This window comes from Sphingobacterium sp. UBA5670, from assembly GCF_002420705.1.
GTDB lineage: Bacteria > Bacteroidota > Bacteroidia > Sphingobacteriales > Sphingobacteriaceae > Sphingobacterium.
Window position 1 is genome coordinate 41,260 of record NZ_DIIM01000011.1, and the last position, 17,182, is coordinate 58,441.

The 17,182-nt window shown below is 39.0% G+C and carries 10 protein-coding genes; all 10 read right to left on the reverse strand.

Going from position 1 to position 17,182, the window contains the following annotated elements:
- Positions 1–170: 170 nt before the first annotated feature.
- A complete protein-coding gene (locus B3C94_RS10165; protein ID WP_293902965.1) occupies positions 171–1,733 on the reverse strand; it encodes a PKD-like family lipoprotein in 1,563 nt (520 codons plus the stop codon).
- A gap of 5 nt (positions 1,734–1,738) precedes the next feature.
- The gene (locus B3C94_RS10170) at positions 1,739–2,479 is read right to left on the reverse strand and encodes a DUF4843 domain-containing protein (RefSeq protein ID WP_293902967.1); all 741 of its coding nucleotides are present in this window, start codon (positions 2,477–2,479) and stop codon (positions 1,739–1,741) included.
- Between the two features lie 50 nt (positions 2,480–2,529).
- Entirely contained in the window at positions 2,530–3,984 is a 1,455-nt protein-coding gene (locus tag B3C94_RS10175) for a RagB/SusD family nutrient uptake outer membrane protein (RefSeq protein WP_293902969.1), read from the reverse strand.
- 2 nt (positions 3,985–3,986) lie between these two features.
- A complete protein-coding gene (locus tag B3C94_RS10180) occupies positions 3,987–7,469 on the reverse strand; it encodes a SusC/RagA family TonB-linked outer membrane protein (protein ID WP_293902971.1) in 3,483 nt (1,160 codons plus the stop codon).
- Between the two features lie 34 nt (positions 7,470–7,503).
- Positions 7,504–8,625 carry a FecR family protein gene (locus B3C94_RS10185; protein ID WP_293902973.1) on the reverse strand — a complete coding sequence of 374 codons (1,122 nt, stop codon included), beginning with the start codon at positions 8,623–8,625 and terminating at the stop codon, positions 7,504–7,506.
- Between the two features lie 197 nt (positions 8,626–8,822).
- Positions 8,823–9,380 (reverse strand): RNA polymerase sigma factor, encoded by a 558-nt coding sequence (locus B3C94_RS10190; RefSeq protein ID WP_293902975.1) that lies wholly within the window; start codon positions 9,378–9,380, stop codon positions 8,823–8,825.
- A 198-nt stretch (positions 9,381–9,578) separates the two neighbouring features.
- A complete protein-coding gene (locus B3C94_RS10195; RefSeq protein ID WP_293902977.1) occupies positions 9,579–10,304 on the reverse strand; it encodes a DUF4998 domain-containing protein in 726 nt (241 codons plus the stop codon).
- Positions 10,305–10,310: 6 nt separating this feature from the next.
- Complete coding sequence (locus B3C94_RS10200; protein WP_293902979.1) at positions 10,311–11,618, reverse strand: DUF5000 domain-containing lipoprotein; 1,308 nt, start codon at positions 11,616–11,618, stop codon at positions 10,311–10,313.
- 22 nt (positions 11,619–11,640) lie between these two features.
- The gene (locus tag B3C94_RS10205) at positions 11,641–13,557 is read right to left on the reverse strand and encodes a RagB/SusD family nutrient uptake outer membrane protein (RefSeq protein WP_293902981.1); all 1,917 of its coding nucleotides are present in this window, start codon (positions 13,555–13,557) and stop codon (positions 11,641–11,643) included.
- 12 nt (positions 13,558–13,569) lie between these two features.
- On the reverse strand, positions 13,570–17,145 hold the full coding sequence (locus tag B3C94_RS10210) for a TonB-dependent receptor (protein WP_293902983.1): 3,576 nt from the start codon (positions 17,143–17,145) through the stop codon (positions 13,570–13,572).
- Positions 17,146–17,182: the final 37 nt, after the last annotated feature.

Genomic DNA, 17,182 nt, shown 5'->3' on the forward strand with positions numbered 1-17,182 from the left:
AATACTCGTTAATAAGATCGATTGGCCGGCCTTTTATACAGGCCGGCAATCAGTGTCTAAAATGCTACTGAAATCGAATAGCTAACAGGATCAGATTCAAAATAATGTACACATGGAATGCATATTTTGTGTTTTGATGCTAATGATGTTGGTGTCAAGATTTCTTTTTATTAATAGGTACTAGGATAGCTGCTGTCGGATACTCTTGGCGAGATGTATAAAATTGATTTTGGAGAGCCTGTACCTTCTAAGGTTTGTGTAGGTGCAGCGGCAAGATTCCCTGAACTTTTCTGAAACATTCTAACTTTATAAGTTGAACCAGATTTGCTTCCTATGATAAAGAAATTGAAATTATAATCGGGCTCGGATGAGACAGCATATTTGAGGTGTTTGATAAAAGTAACTTCTTCGCCCCCGGGTACAGTATATTGTAGCTGTTCAAATCCATTGTTAAGATTTCTGCTATAGACGCTGTTATTATTAACAAAATATAAAAGATTTTCGTCCTCGGTCAGTAAGGTAAATAGTGTAGCATTATATAAAAGAGAGCTTGGACTTAAAGTTTCACTTTTGACGGTCAATTTTGTTTTGTCAGCTTCCAGGAAGCAGAGAGATTTTACTGTTGGATCCGTTTTATCCCTTAGAATAGCGTATCCTTGTCTTTTATAATAATAGTCTGGCGCTGGTAGATATACTGTCGATTTGAATCCTAAATATAAAGCTGTTTGGTTATTTTTGGACGTAGGGATTCCGTTTCCGTCCACGTTTGCGTAAGTGGTCAGGGTAGATCCTGATCCATTGACAAGTGTAACAAATGAACTATTGCTGTTATCAAACAAGATGGGGTCTACATTTGAGGAGCTGACAAAAAAAGGAGATAGACTGTAAGAACTATTGTTGTCATCAAATCTTACTTTGCTTCCAAACTGACCTTTGTTTATGCTATTGGAATAGATATTATATAATTGGCCTTTATTGATGAGATATAAGGCAGAATTTCCAAGAAATCCTCCAATAGGAGGTTCAATGATCTGATCTCCTCCTAAGAAGATGGTCGATTTGTCCCGCAGGTTTTTTAGATTGTTAACCCCCACAGCTTGAACGTCTTTTTCTGTTGTAATCAGTAGGGTGCGTGTGTTTGCGTATGTTGCAGGATTAAGGACGTTACTTTTATAGGATGATGTAAAACTGAAATTACTTGCTTTTCCTTGGAGTTTGTAACCATTTGCAGCACTTAATGCATTTGTGACTTTTCCATTCACGGTGGCATTTTGGGGTGTCAAGAAAAGGTCTAAATCAGAATTTGTACCATCATCTTTCAATACATACCAACCTCGAGTAAAAGCTGTCGCCACCGTAAGTGTTGTCGTTTTGTATTGTGTATATCCTGTTTTTTTATTCTTTGCAAGAAATACAAGCACCCAATCTTTCGCATCTTCCTTAACCGCATATTTTAAATTTTTGGTATGATTTATAGTATCTACTGGAGCCGTTCGACCTTGAACATTGGTTTCATATATGCCCCAGCTATATTCTAACTCTCCTTCCTTGTTTGAACTGACTTGCGGTTCGATCTTGACGGTGTCTTGGAATGCAATTGCGGTATACTTATCTTCGATGCCTTTAATTTCAATATATTCTTCTGTACTATAGGTGTAGTTGCTTTTATCTTTAGCGCAGGAGGAAGCCGCGATGATGAACCCAATTGATAAATAATAGAGAAACTTTTTCATTTTTTTTAATTTGGAAAGGTAATTAACTCACCATTTTCATCTTTTAAAGGATTGCCTGGATGAGCATTATTATAGTCGATCAATGCTGTGCTAAGGACAGATTTATAATAGTTTGTTATATCTATTGCATTAAAGACTTCTGTAAAAAAACTATCGTCCCATCGGTCGTTAGTCGTCTCGATCATAAACTGATGCTTGCGGACACTGTATGCCCCGAAATAATACTGTGACACTGAAGCTGTCCAATTATTGGGTTTACTTAGCCGGTCCGTTAGCTGGAGTTTACGCCAAAGTTTGCTTTTTTCTCCAAGTTTGAAACTGTCGTTTTCAACTAATTGAAATCCAAGAGTTAGCGTTTTCAGTTTTAATTCTGGATCACGTAGGATAACAATTGGAACGTAAGCATGTACTGAATCTGTTGGTATAGCATACGCACTCGTCAAATTAGGATCATCAAATGCTATATAATGTTTACCGGGGATAGCATTATCCACATTTGGAAGGTTTACCTGTTCTATTTTATAGCGACGATCCGTTTTTGATAGCTTACCTACGGTATAAATGTCGAAGTAAATTGTGTCTTTGATTACCGTTGGATTTTCGTAATAAAAGGTTGCTCCTTTTAATGTGTCCTGATATTCAGAAACAATAGTTCCTCGTGGCACAATTGGTGGGCCAAATTGGATTCTAGCTTCATCATTAAAAATATAATATTGATCTTTTGCACAAGAGATAAATATTAGCATGAAGCTGGTGAGTATAAAAAATACCGATCTATAATTTTTCATTTTGTTCTTCAATTAGATGATTCTGCCGTTGGCATAGGTAGTATGTAATTAATCAAAGCCGCGGATGGGGCGAAGAGTACTTGTGCTTTTGGGACGCTTAATCTTTTATATGCATAAAAAGCTTGACCTTCCCCATAAAATTCTTTTCTATATTCTTTAATTATCTCTGCTATTAAACTCGATTTATCTTGTGGTATTGCAAGGGAACCAATATTCCGAGCAAGTCTGAATTGTTTAAAATATTCTAAACCTTCATTGAAAGGGGCTGTTTCAGCTAAAATTAGATACAGTTCACTTGTTCTAAGTAATGGAATTTGCTTATAGTCAGTATTTACTGTAACATTGCTCTCATTTGTTAAATACTTTTTAATGACATTATATTTTGAGCCATTCGTCATAGTCAGTAAGTTCCATAAGGTAGCTTCCCTAAAATCGGTACCGGTATTGCCATATAATTGATTTGTAATCGTTGTACTCGCTGTACCTTTTCGGTAGAGTCCATTGCCAAAATTATTTGTATATGTTGTAGCCATATTATAGACATAGAGCCCAAAAATCTGTTCGGTGGTTAGCATAAAATTTGTTGCTGTATAGTCTACTCCACTTGCTAGTTGGAATTTTTGTACATCATTTTCGTTGCGTGCTTCGATGACTTCTTTCGCTGCGTTATAAGCTTTGTCGTTATCTCCATACCATAGGTTCGCTCTGGCTTCTAATGCTTTTATCGCATAATAGTTCATTCGCATGTTGCGATAGGCTATAAAATCATCATCTGGTTTAAAGGCGCTCCCGTAACCATTGGGATTACGAATGTCTGACATAGAATAGTTTAACATCGGATCTACAGGCTTTATCAAGTCTTCCGCTTGTTTAATATCATTGAAAAGCTGAGCTTTGTAAGCGTCAAATGAAATATGGGCATTGATATTTCTGCCAAATTCCGTAACATAGGCGAGTTCATTTCCGATAGCAGGATTTTGTGGTATTGGTCCGTATAAACGCATGAGATCTAAATGAACAAATGCACGTAAACCCAAACATTCACCTTTGATGATTTCGTAGATACCGTCTGTTTTCAAGACAGATTTTTTCGAATCGATCTGTTGAAGTATAGCATTTATATGTGCTATTGTTGTGTATTGTTGGCTAAAAATCTGGTTAAATTTGTCGATTACTTTGTTGTCTGAATAATTGTAAAGACCTAATTGCTGCTCTAGTGTATTGTTTGTGACATCCCAACTGGATACTAAATTTTCAATGGTAGCAAAACCTAATTCTTTGCCATATGTACGTTCATTTTTTAGGTTAATATAGATGCCAGTCAAAGCATCTTTAAATCCTTGTTCAGTATCAAATTGTTGATCCTGGGGAACTTGGGTTTTTGGTACGATATCCAAGAATTTGTTGCATGAAACTGTATAAAACGCAGTAGCAAGCAAGATTATATAGATAGATTTTTTCATGTTTAAAAAGTTGCATTTAAACTCAATGTAAATTGACGGGAGAATGGGTAACTGGTTCCTCGTTCTTGACGTATAGTCGATAAGATAAATGGATCAGATATATTTAAACCTACATTCACGTTTTCAAAACCGATTTTTTTAACCCAATTCGCATAACGGAAATCATATTGTATATTAAAATTCCTTGCGTAAAAGGTATTTTCATCTTGTACAAACCGAGATGTTTTATAGGTCGGTGTAGTATTAAGTAAACCTTTAAATGGCACAATATCACCTGGTTTTTGCCAGCGGCCAGTAAATACACGTTGATCAACATTAAAGGAATAATTACCGGTTTCTACTCGGTCGGCCAGTGTTTTATTATAGGTTTGTCCGCCGAGCTTATAACTCAACGCTGCAGTGAATGTTAATCCTTTATAACGGACCATGGTATTCAGGCTCCCCCATATTTTGGGATCAGTAGTTCCTACAGAAGTTACATCACCAGCATTCCAAGTGTAAGTAGGTGATCCATCTGCGGACAAATAAAGTTCTTTTCCTGTACTAGGATCTATCCCGAGCGATTTCACCACCCAGATGGCATTACTCGAATATCCTTCTATATACAACTGCTCTGCATTATATTGATTTCCTTGTAAGGTTTTTTGTGCGTCTTTTAATGCTTTAGACGTTTCAATGATTTTATTTTTATTATGTAAAACGGTTCCTGAGATAGACCAAGTGACCCCTTCTGGTTTTTTCATTAGAAAAACTGTTGCATAGAATTCAAATCCTTTATTGCGTAGTTTTCCAACATTTGAAGTATAGGAACTAAATCCGTTTGAAGCAGGGGTATTAATGGCTGAAACTAAATCATTGGTATTTTCGATATAGTAATTTGCCTGTAGAAGAAGGTATCGATTGAACAAATCGATGTCTGTTCCGATGTTATATTTCATAACTTGTTGCCATTTGAGATCGGGATTTCCCATGCCCAATAGGTAAGAGCCGACCCAGTTATAATAGCGGTCGCCTGTGTAATAAGCATAAGTCGTGAGTGCTTGGTAGGTGTTGAAGTTTGTTGAACCGGATGTTCCAACGGAGCCCCTTAGCTTCAATCTATTAATTTTTCCTTCTTTATTGAAAAATTTCTCTTCATCTATGTTCCAGCCTATACCGGCAGACCAGAAAGGTGCAAACTTTTTGTTTGAGCCAAACTGTGACGATCCGTCGTAACGAAAGGTACCATCGACGAAATAGCGATTGTCATAATTGTAGTTGGCATTCCCAACGAATCCCAAAGTCCGATAGAAGTACTCTGCACCATCTGGTTTCCCTCCTTTTTCATATTGTAAAGCCATTGAAGGAAAATCTAGGTTAGCATTTGGGAATCCTTCTGCTACAAAGGCATAGTCGGATGATTTACTCTGCAATATGTTTGCCTCGGCTCCGGCAAAAAACTGATGTTTGTCTTTAAATTTAGTACTATAAGATAGATTTAACCCACCTTCATACCGCATTCCGTTAGAAATTCCGAATGCATACTTTCCCTTTCTAAAGACATCATCGCCGGTGTAGTTGGCAAAGTCGGTATGCTCAGCGGGCTTAAATGCATCATTTTGAATATTTGTTTTGGTAAAACTAAATTTACCTGTCAGCAGTAAATCTTTTACAATCTTCCATTCAATAGCCGTCTGGTTGGTTACACCTGTTTCTTCTCCTTTGTCAAATGTTTTTAATGTCGCATTGTATAGGGGATTGGTCGGGAGCGTACCCCATACATACATATTGTCATCATTTCCCGGATCGCCCAATACTTTATTGACATTCCCATTTACGTCATAGGGACGCCAATATGGATTGAGTTCGACATAGTCAGAAAACGAACCGTAAGCAGATTGTTGACTTTTGACATTCTTGACATTCAGATAATTTCGGAACAATAGATTTTTATAGGTGTACGATAATGTGATCGATCCATTTATGGTGTTTCGTGCGGATCCCTTCATGACTCCGGCGGTATTGTTGTTTTGTAATGTTGCGGAATACCGAAATTGCTGGTCACCTCCTTCAAGCCGAAGGTTATTTCTTAAGGCATGTGAGGTTCTGAGCGGGATTGCCATCCAATCTGTTTCCACACCGCTATTGACTTCATTGAGTAGAAAATTATAATAGTTTTTTGAAGGTATATCTTGGTAGGCATTTGCTTTATCATAATATCCAGCCTGACGTTCCAGTTCCAGTTTATCTCTAGCATTAAGGAGATGGTATCCGCTTAAATCTGCCATCTCAATTTTTAACTCTGATCCAAAAGTTACTCGCAGTTTTCCTGGTCGGGGCATCCTCGTTGTTACTACGATAACTCCATTTGCACCTCTCGAGCCATATAAGGCTGTTGCAGCAGCATCTTTTAGTAATGTAATTGATTCAACATCGTTTTCATTGATATCAATTAATGCTTGTAATGTAGTTTGGAATCCATCTATTACGATCAACGGAGTGTTTAATTGTGTTTTCGTTTCACTTTGGATCTGGTTCACATTTGGGATACTTGCATTCCCACGCATCTGAATTTCTGGGAGCCTATTCGGGTCAGATCCAAATAAGTTGCTTTCGATAATATTAAATGAAGGATCGATATTTCGAAGGGATGTTACCAAATTGCGGGAGCCGTATTGTCTGAGTTCTTTGGCAGAAATGGTTCTCGAAGCTCCGGTGAAGCTTTTGTCTTCTTTTTTAAAGATACCTGTTGAAACTATTGAAACTTCTTCCAAAGCAGTATTCTCGGCTTTCAGACGGATGATCATTTCGGCACTGTTCAAACTCGCTTTAACTTCTTTTTTTTCATATCCGACAGAAGAAATAACTAGAACTTCATTGAGCGAGGAAAAAGGGAGTTTAAAGCTTCCATCTATTTGACTTTTAACTCCTTTCTTTTCGTCGCTTTTAAGCCGAATAGACGCGCCAGAAATCGGTTTGCTATTTTCATCCAGGATCTTGCCAGTGATGTAGTTTTGCGCATGTTTGATCATCACATTATTCACTGGTATCGGCTTTGAGATCTGTTTGATAATTACAGTTTTATTAACAATTTCATAGTCGAGGCCATTCGGTTTTAGAATGGCATCCAGTGCCTGCTGTAAGGTTCCGTTTTCAAATTTAACACCGGTATCCTTGATCTTTTCGAGTACAACGTCTTTATAGAAAAAACTATAGCCAGATTGTTTTTCCAGTTGTTGAAAAACTTGTTTGACGGACGATTTGTTTGAGTTGATAGAGATGCGCTGTGCATTTGTTGTACCATAGAGCTGCATCAAGCTGATCGTCAAAAGTGCCGAAACAAGGTGAAAACGCAGTTTGTTTTTTCCGTTAAACACGGAGGGTAATGGGGTGTCATTACAGCTCTCCACAAAAGCCTGCGGCCAGGTGATGGCGGCCGAGTTTGCTGAAATTTGGACATGGTTATCCCATGGGACCGAAGGTTTGGCCTTCCTATTGTTTTGCATTAGGTTAATGTTTAATAAGTTTAGTATTAATAATTTAGTTTTTCAGTAGGATTGTTTTTTGTTGATTTTTATTCTGCACGATGTCGAAATTCAATCCAGCTGATTGCAGAACGGTTAGGATTTCCTGCAAATTCATCTGTTTATTGATTTTTCCACTGAATCGTTCGTGTATTTCGGAGTCGTCAAGGCGTACATTGAGATCGTACCATCTAGCCAACTGTTGCATGATTTCATTTGCTGTGGCATTATGGAAGGTGAAATATCCATCGCGCCAGGTTATATACTCGGCGGCATCCACATTTTTCTTACTGAGAGCAGTACCTTTATAATTCGCTTGCTGATTGGGCGTCAAGAGTATTTTCTGCTGCTGATGTTGTACTTCAACTTTGCCTTCAATAAGTGTTGTTTGCGTCGTAAGAGCATTATCGTAGGCATTGATATTGAAATGTGTACCCAAAACTCTGACTTGTTGATCGGTTGTTTTTACAATAAACGGCTGGTCAGGATTTTTGCTAACTTCAAAATAGGCTTCACCATGTAATTCAACTAAGCGTTCTGGGCCTATGAATTTCGAAGGGTAGCTCAAGGAGCTATTTGCATTCATCCATACTTTGGTTCCGTCGGGCAGTACAATCTTGAATATTTGACCACGAGGTGTTGAAAGTATGTTTTGGACGATATGATCTGCATTGTCATTATAGACAAGTTCTCCGTTTTTGACTTCCTGTACTCCTTCAATAGCCCGGGTAGCTTGGCCTTGTTTATTGAGTATGACGACTTCTCCATCTTCGAAAGTAAGTTGTACATTTTCCTGTGCTGGACGGATCGTCGCTAATTGTTTAGGGCTTATTTTGTCGAAGATAGCATATTGGTAATAGTAATAGCCCATGGCAAAACCAAGTGCAATGGTGATGGATGCCGCAATACGAATGCTATAACGAAACTTTTGACTAAATGTAGGAGATTCATTAAATAGCTGATTACTGTTTAAACGCTGGAAGACACGAAGTTGACCTGCTCTCATATCGCCTTCAGAAGGCATGTTGTTTGCCTCGGCTTCTTCAAACCATTTTTTCAAGGTCTCGTAATCGGCTTTATTTTCAAAGCCCAATAGATAGTTTTTGATTAGTTTTTGCAGCGTATGAGGTACTTTCATCTATTTAAATCTGTTTATTCATTAGTAAGCAGTCTCTTTAAGAGATTTATACTGCCTTCGACTGTTTCAGCTATGATGGAATTATCTGTGATATTCATTGTCCAATTGACTTGAATACATCACGATGACTTCACGGGTCGTTGGTTAGCCTTGTATAGATATAGTCATCGAAAAAACTGAAAGCACCTACGCTAAAATTAAAAAAATGACAGAAAGGTATGGAAGTCTTTGGTAACTAGTCGTAAACGTTTGAGCGCTTTGTTTATTTGGTTCTCAACGGTACTTTTAGATAGGCCGTATTCAAGGGCTATCTGATTGATGGATTTGTGGTTGACACGGCTTTCATTGAAAATAATTCGGCAGCGTTCAGGAAGATTCTGGATTTCGTCTTGGATAAGGTCGAGTAGATAACGGTAATGTAAGCGATCTTCGATTGGCGCATCATCGAGGATGATATCTACTTTATCGATATCCACCATATGCTGTTCGCTATTTTTATTGAAGTAGGAGAAGGTGAGGTAGCGTGCGCCAGTTTTGAGATAGGATTCAATATTATTGATTTCTTGCAATCTACTCCGGTTTTTCCAGATACTCAAGAACAGGTCATGTAAAATGTCTTCCGTTGCTTCGGTGTTTTTAGTTTTTGGGTAGATATATTGGTATATTGTTTTCCAAAAATGATTATATAGTGCATCGAATGCAGCTCGGTCGCCTTCTGCGATTTGTTGTAGCCAAAGTGCAATTGTACTATCCATTTTTAGTTTCCAATAATTGCACAAATGTATCTAAAAAAAAGATAGTTAAAAAAGGTTAGACTATGACCTGCTTGAGAAGCGTGTCTGTCTAACCTTTTCGGTTGTAATCTACGGGATCAAAAAATGCATGTAAGGAAATCTCTATTATTTGCCTTACCGTTTATCATCGCAATAGTTATAATTTTGTTGGTATTCGTATTATTTGCTATACGTCTGTTCTGTAAATGCAGTGTAAAAAAAATCGACAGAAGCTTGCACTGGTTTGTAAACAGTTCTGTACTTGACCGTACTTGGGCTTATTATATTTTTTAGGCTTGCAAAGTCTTCATAAGGGGTAATACGAACTTTCGTGGAATCTCCTGCATTATTAAGATACGTGACTTCCGTAAACTGCATTGGGTAAAATGTCCCTTGTCTGGGGAGGTTATTCTCTCGAGCCAATACTAGGAAATGCTCCCCGGCGTTTGATTTATCAAATTTTAAAAAGGAACGGTTTACGAGGGTACGTATGTAACTCTGCCCATAAATAAATTGACTCGAAGCCACGGTTCTAGAGCTATCCCCTTCCCCTGTGAAGGAAAAAACATTTGCGGTATATGTTGCTTCCGAGAGCCCATTTAAAGGAATAAGTTTAATTTTGCCATGCTCACTAGCTTCTATTGGATAATTTTTCACTTCCGCATTAGGAGAGAGACTGCTCCTTAGATATACTCTAACACTATTCACTTTAGGGTCTGTCGTTACTTTAAAACGTAGAATTCCCCTTTGGTTACCAGGTATAATGGATAAAGAGTCGACTCGCCCAGGATAGTAGATTTCTCCATTTTTTAGGTATTCTCCATAATAGTAGTCTGACGGTTTGCAACTGTAGATTAGGAGTATACTTCCAACTACAAATAGGCTATAATTCAATATTTTTTTCATAATTTATCAGTCTACATATTTTCCATATAATTTCAATTCCGATATCGCAACAGTGAGCGCATTCCCTAAAGGCTGTTCGCGAACACCATTCCAGGTGCAGTTTACCTTTATCCGGAAATATTTGAATCCACTTGGGTTATCCCAATTTACTTCGAAATCTTCTCCTTTACGTGCATAATCCTGGTCTTCACTGTTTGCATTCGTTCCGAAGGCAAGACCAGAGGGGCGTATACCCTCAAAAGTTCCGAGCAGTGTCCAGGAGTCCCAGGAACCGTCTTGTGCTGGAGAATTACTTCCATAAAGCTCAAATTCTTTTGGATGAGTTGCTTGAAATAATAAACCATAATTGTCATTTCGGCCCCAAAGTTTGACCCGACTTATCTGTGCTTTTTTTCGTGCATCCAAAGAGAATTGGAATGGGATGGGAGCGGCTTTACCCCACCACTGCTTGTTTGTGATATAGTATGGAGATCCTTCAATTCCATCAAACAGTGATACTTGCATTTCGGCACTTCCGCCTTGTGCATTGTAATTGCTGATGTAATCACCATTTCTATTCATATCGCTATAGGCAGTAATGCCGTTGTAAATTAATAAATTGTTGATTTCATATTCTTCTTGTGGTGTTAAATTGCGACGAATGGTGTCTGATACGTTACCCCATTGATCGCGTATTACAATGCCGTAGGTGGTTGCGATCGGTTGTTCTCCACGAACGCGAATAACCCCTTCTTTGGATTTTGTATAGGTCTCGTTTAAGACATTCCAGCCGATCTCTTTGGTGGTTGGATTTTCCCCATATTTGAATACACTTAAAATAATATTTGCCGCATCTTTATTTTCAAATTTGAGGTTTACGCCACCAAATGTGCTATAGAAAAAATCATTAGATTTAAACGATTCGGCTAAAATGATATAATTGGGCTTTCCTGTCTTGATTTTAATGGTAACAGGATCAGACTCCACATCACCAACCGCAACAGCAACAAGCTTAACTTCGTGTTCACCTATCGCAGCATATCCTTGCACAGCAAGTTGGTTGTCGTATATGCTGGCCTTAGTGACCATTTCTTTCCCATTCTCCAATGTATAGGTTGCCTTGACATAGCGTAAGTCGGCTGAAGCCGGTAAATCGTAGCTGATCTTTGCTCCGCCGGGAGCTTCTTCATAGGCAAGGTTCTTTAAGATATTCGGTTTTTCTCCTTGTCTTGCTGCGGTAATGCCTATGTCTTCCTTGCAACTTGTCCATAGTAAAGGAGCCATCAAAAGGATTGCCAGCATGATTGGAGCGGTTTTATTTATTAAATTTTTCATGATGCGATATTTGTAATTTAAATTACCATCCTGCACTTTGGACAAGATTTGGGTTACGTCTTCTTTCATTTAAGCTCAATGGCCAAAAGTAATCCCGATCCATAAATGACCGTGTATATAATAGTGTTGTCCGATAGTAAGAACCCTCGGACGATTGGTTGATATCCCATCCTAAAATTGGATTGTTCAGTTCTTTGACGGCATCTTTCCAACGGCGAAGATCCCAAAAACGTACACCTTCCAAAGCAAACTCATTTGTACGTTCACGTTTGATAATTTCACGAAGTCCATCTTTTGTTGCAGGTTTATTTGGTGCAGAAGAGTAATTTTGCCATGATTCTACTACACCTTTAAGACCACTGCGCGTTCGGACAGCATCAATGTAGGAATATACCTCTGCTGAGGGGCCATTTGCTTCATTTAGTGCTTCTGCATAGTAAAGGTAAAGATTGGCTAAACGCATAATGGGATGGCCAAACACGCGTGCAGTATATGCATTACTTGCACCAACAGTACTTCGATAATTATAATGTTTTTTTGAAGCATATCCTGTCCAATTGAATCGTGTGGGGTCTACTTTTCCTGAAGATCCTGAATATTTGAGATCAATATTGTAGGCATTTGCATCCGAACCGGCTTGCAACATAAAGACACGTCCGGCATCAAACATTAAGGTACCATAAAACCGGTTTTCTCGATTTAAATTCATTCGGGCTGTTTGTTTCCCGGCCACCAAATCGTATTTATAAGCATCTGTGTTGGGAACTGTAATCAAATCGAATCTCGATGTATATGGATAAGTAATATCTTCCTCAATAGGTAAACCATTGTTGGAATAGAATTTCTCCACAATATTTAAAGTCGCAGACATAAAGCCCAATAACGTTCCGGATGTTGCATTGGCTGTGTAACGGGGAAGCATAAAATAACCTTGAATGGTTCCATTGGCTGTTGATTTCGTATCTAACCACAATACTTCTGGATTATCTGTGTTTTCGTTATAGGCCTCCCGAATATTCATTTGAAATTGCGTACTGGCTTGAGGCGTAAATCCTCCAGTGGGCGTCCAGGTATGTAATTTTTTACCATGTTCGGTGGCAAAATCAATAGCATCTTTACAGGCTTTAGCTGCCAATTGCCATTTCTCGGACGAATAACTGTGGTTGAATAGCTCCTTGCCATCGTTGTTTGTAATGGAAGCTTCGGTACCAACGTTTCCATTGAAAAGTGGGCTGGCAGCATAAACCAATATCTCGGCCTTCATTGCTTTGGCAACGATTTTTGTGATGCGGCCTGTTTCACTGTTCACTGCAGTAACATCATCCATTAAATTGGGGATGGATTCATCAATCATACTGACAATATAATTGAAGCACTCTTCGACACTATTCCGGGGCAATTGTGAGGAGCCTGGGCTATCATATATTGGGATGTTCTTGTCTCTGATAGGCACCGGGCCATACTGTTTCATTAGGAGAAAATGATAGTAGGCTTTCAAAAATTTGACTTCTGAGATCCACATCTGCTTCTCTTCGTCGGTCATATCTGGTACCGACATAATGTTGTCGAGAAATGTATTGCAGTTTGTGATACCTACCCAAAGATTTGTTGCTCCATTGTTCCCATCCCAAGCATTTAACAGTGGGTTGTCACCATTTTGGTTGCCCAAAGCGATTCTCCAATTGAAGTACCCCGAATAGGTTGATTCGGAGTTTAACCAGAATTCGTCACCAGAGAGCCAGCCAGGGTTATTGGTCATTGTAAAGCTTTGTGGTAATTGACTATAACAGGTCACTAAATAACGCTCGGCCATTGTACGCATAGCAAATGCTTGATCGAGTACAGGTGCATTATCTGGAACAACATCCAGAAATTTATTACAGGAGGTCGAAAGACCTACTAACAACCCTAACACGATTATACTTTTCTTAAATCTCATTTTCATAGTTTCTTATAAATTAGCATTGATACCAATGTTAAATACCCTTTGTAGTGGATAGTTTAGCGCATTGCCACCCATTTCAGGATCCCATAATTTGAAAGAGCTAAATCGCAATAGATTTGTTGCACTGGCATAAATACGTAGGTTTTTGAATTTGTATCGTTGCGTTAGCTTTTTGTTGAATGTGTAGCCTAATTCGACTTGTTTTAAACGAAGCAGACTGCCATTACGCATCCAAAAAGTACTTTGAACGGTATTGTTAGCCATTGGCATGACACTTAAGCGAGGCCATGCTGCATAGATATTTTTGTTGTCTTCGGACCAATAATTATTTGCCCATTCTTGGAAGACAGCATTGGGTGATGTTTCAACACCGAAAGGAGCAATTCCTCGACTCAATGGACTGCTTGTATTATTCGTTGTTGGATTAATAAATAACGATGTTCTTCCAACTCCGCTAAAAAAGAACGAGCAGTCGAAACCTTTATAGCCTGTGCTTAAACCAAACCCATAATTGATTTCTGGAGTCGTAGGGTAGCCAATTGGCATGCGGTCGTCGTCATTGATTAAACCATCTCGGTTAACGTCCAAGTATTTGATATCTCCACCACGGACTGTTGATCCGAATTCTTGGGCGGGACTATTATAGACTTCGTTATCATCGATAAACAATCGCTCAGCTATATAACCAAACTGATTGCTGACGGAAGTTCCTTGACGTTGACGGTACTCGTTTTTATACGCTGGCTCTTCGAAGAATGCATATTCTCCTGTTGCAAAAGTGAATGTTCCTCTGCCTTGAAACCATAAATCACTATTAACAGACTTATTGTAGACCAGTTCTCCGTCAAACCCCTTACTCTTATATTTCCCGACATTGGCAAAAACAGAGGCGGTTAATCCATTGATAGAGGATAATGAACGTGCTTGAACGATATTGTCGCGTTCTTGCTGATAAAAATCACCTGTAAACGTCAATGCGCCTTTAAATAAACTTAAATCAATTCCTAAATTGGTTTGTTTGGAGATTTCCCATCTAATGTCAGGGTTGGCATACCGATTGACCACAATACCGTTGACTGTTCTACGTCCTGACTCGGCAGGTAATCCAAAGGAATAACCATAGTCTGTACTATTCAGGTTGACATCCGAAAGATAGAAGAATCTAGTGTCAAGTATCTGGTCATTCCCGAGAACACCACGAGTGAAGCGGAATTTTAAATTACTGACAACCTCCTTAATTGGTTCGAAAAACTGCTCATTGGAGACATTCCATGCTAAACCGAAGGAAGGGAAAAATCCCCAACGAAATTTATCGGAAAACTTCTCGGAGCCATTATACCCAAAAGCAAACTGAGCGTGATAACGATTATCATAACCATAGGTGAAGCTGCCTGATAAGGACACATTCCGGTTTGGAAGTGTATTGATTAGGGAAATGTTATTGTCGACGGGTGTTTTGACATTATCCCGAATGGTGTTGATCAACATTCCAAATACATTATGCTTCTCATTAAAGGTCCGTTGATAAGAGAGCTGATTCTCCATATAAAAAACAGCAGATTGAGTTCTTTCTCCAGGAACAAAGTCGAGATATTCTGTTCCTGTTTCAGGATTGATCTCGCGAAAGAGCAAAGAGTTGTTTTTTGGATCGGTTCCTATTGGCTCATAATAAAACGGGTTGTATTGGCGTGATTGGGCAAAATAAGAGTTTCTGCTGAGATTGAAGAGTCCTCTATAATTTAGACCTTCGAGAAGAATTGTTGAAAAATCTTGTTTTAATTCCAATTGTACCTGAATATCACTTCGCTTTCTTTCTGAGTATCCGCGCATAATCTGTGCGTAAGGGTTGGCATACTGTCCCTTATCGGCATTTCCGAAGAGTGGATGCTGGATGTAGGACTGACTAGGGCCAGCTTGAAATACAGGAAGAAATAAAACAGGATTTGCACGAAGTGCAAGATTGTAGGCCTCTGCTCCATTTGTCGGTGGACCACTGTAATTTTGCAGATTGGCCACGGTGCGAACCATAGCGAATGTTGATTTGGTTAAGTTGATACCAATATTGCTCCGCAGGTTCATCACCTTGAAATTAACGTTATTGTTAAAGTTGTTCAAAGCGTCCATTTTAAGTAGACCATTGTCATTGGTGAAATTTCCACTCACGTTGTAAGTTGCAATTTGTCCACCGCCAGATACACTTAAGTTGTAGTTTTGGGTTGTTGTGGTCTTCTTCGTAAGGGCATTGAGCCAATCTACTGCTGGGTAGGTGATCGGATCATCTCCAGCAGCGGTGCGTTCAATTTTATATTGCCCATAAGGTTCTACCCCCAAGGGGTCACGTGTTGTAACAGCCTCATTGTACATTTTCATCCAAGTGACAGGATCAGCAAATTTCAGCGTTTGGGTAGGTGTTGAAATACGTTGTTCGGCTCTAAAGCTGATCGTTGCAGGTCCGTCACGTCCTATCTTTGTTGTTACTAGGACAACTCCGTTTGCTCCACGAGAGCCATATACGGCTGATGCGGTGGCGTCACGTAAGATCGAAAAGTTTTCGATGTCATCAACTGGGATACGTGCCAAGTCATCCGCTGTGACCTCCATATTGTCGACAAGAATCAATGGTTTATTATTCGTTCCAAAAGTACCTACGCCTCTGATGAAGAAATCAGCATTGTCGCCTCCTGGCTCTCCACTACGTTGAAATGAGACGACACCAGCTACTTTGCCCTGTAAAGCAGCGGTAAGGTTACTTACTGGGGCGCGTAATTCTTTAGGGCTAAGTGATGAAACGGAACCAATAAGGTCGCTCTTCTTGGCGCGTTGGCCAAATGCTGTAACAACGACCTCATCGATTGAACTTGATGCCGATTCTTTTAATATGATATCGAATTTTGATTTGCCATTAACGACGACTTCTTGTGGGTCATATCCAACCATTGTAAAGACCATTGTTGCATTAGCAGGTACCTTTAGCACAAAAGCGCCATTGATATCGGTCGCTGTACCTAAACCTGATTTCCCCTTGACACTCACACTGACGCCCGTAAGTTTTCTGCCTAAGGTATCACTGACAGAACCTGTAACTTGGGTTTCTTGCTGTATGTCTAAACTTTTATTGATGATTGGCTTGCTGATAATCCTGCTTGGTTCTTCACGATGTGGTTCAGTCTTTTTCTTAATGACAATTGTTTTGTCAAAGAAATCGTAAGTAAAATCTGCATTCCCTAATATAATGTTTAAAACCTGTGAAAACGGCTGGTTTTTTACATCTATAGAAATGTCTTTATTGGCAGATATTTCATTCTTTTTGTAGAAGAAAGTATATCCACTTTGTTTCTCAAGATCTTTTAAAATAACTTGAAGACTTGCATTATGCTTTTTAAGCGTAATTTGCTGTGCATAGGTATGAGCATCCACTTGGGATAGCCCTAGGCCGATCAATAAAGTGATTAAGTTGACCCTCATAAGAGATCTAGGTAATGGTCGCGCAAAAAAAGGTTTTTGTTTTTCACTTTTAAGGCTTTTATTAGGCGTCATGTTAACGCCCAATAAACCTTCATGAAAATCCCTCTCCTTTCTCATGAACGGAGTTGTTGAAAATTTCATTAAATTCGTTTGG

Coding starts and splice junctions, on each gene's coding strand:
- B3C94_RS10205 (WP_293902981.1), bottom strand. CDS start 13,557: ATGAGATTTAAGAAAAGTATAATCGTGTTAGGGTTGTTAGTAGGTCTT.
- B3C94_RS10180 (WP_293902971.1), bottom strand. CDS start 7,469: ATGCAAAACAATAGGAAGGCCAAACCTTCGGTCCCATGGGATAACCAT.
- B3C94_RS10185 (WP_293902973.1), bottom strand. CDS start 8,625: ATGAAAGTACCTCATACGCTGCAAAAACTAATCAAAAACTATCTATTG.
- B3C94_RS10200 (WP_293902979.1), bottom strand. CDS start 11,618: ATGAAAAATTTAATAAATAAAACCGCTCCAATCATGCTGGCAATCCTT.
- B3C94_RS10210 (WP_293902983.1), bottom strand. CDS start 17,145: ATGAGAAAGGAGAGGGATTTTCATGAAGGTTTATTGGGCGTTAACATG.
- B3C94_RS10165 (WP_293902965.1), bottom strand. CDS start 1,733: ATGAAAAAGTTTCTCTATTATTTATCAATTGGGTTCATCATCGCGGCT.
- B3C94_RS10170 (WP_293902967.1), bottom strand. CDS start 2,479: ATGCTAATATTTATCTCTTGTGCAAAAGATCAATATTATATTTTTAAT.
- B3C94_RS10175 (WP_293902969.1), bottom strand. CDS start 3,984: ATGAAAAAATCTATCTATATAATCTTGCTTGCTACTGCGTTTTATACA.
- B3C94_RS10195 (WP_293902977.1), bottom strand. CDS start 10,304: ATGAAAAAAATATTGAATTATAGCCTATTTGTAGTTGGAAGTATACTC.
- B3C94_RS10190 (WP_293902975.1), bottom strand. CDS start 9,380: ATGGATAGTACAATTGCACTTTGGCTACAACAAATCGCAGAAGGCGAC.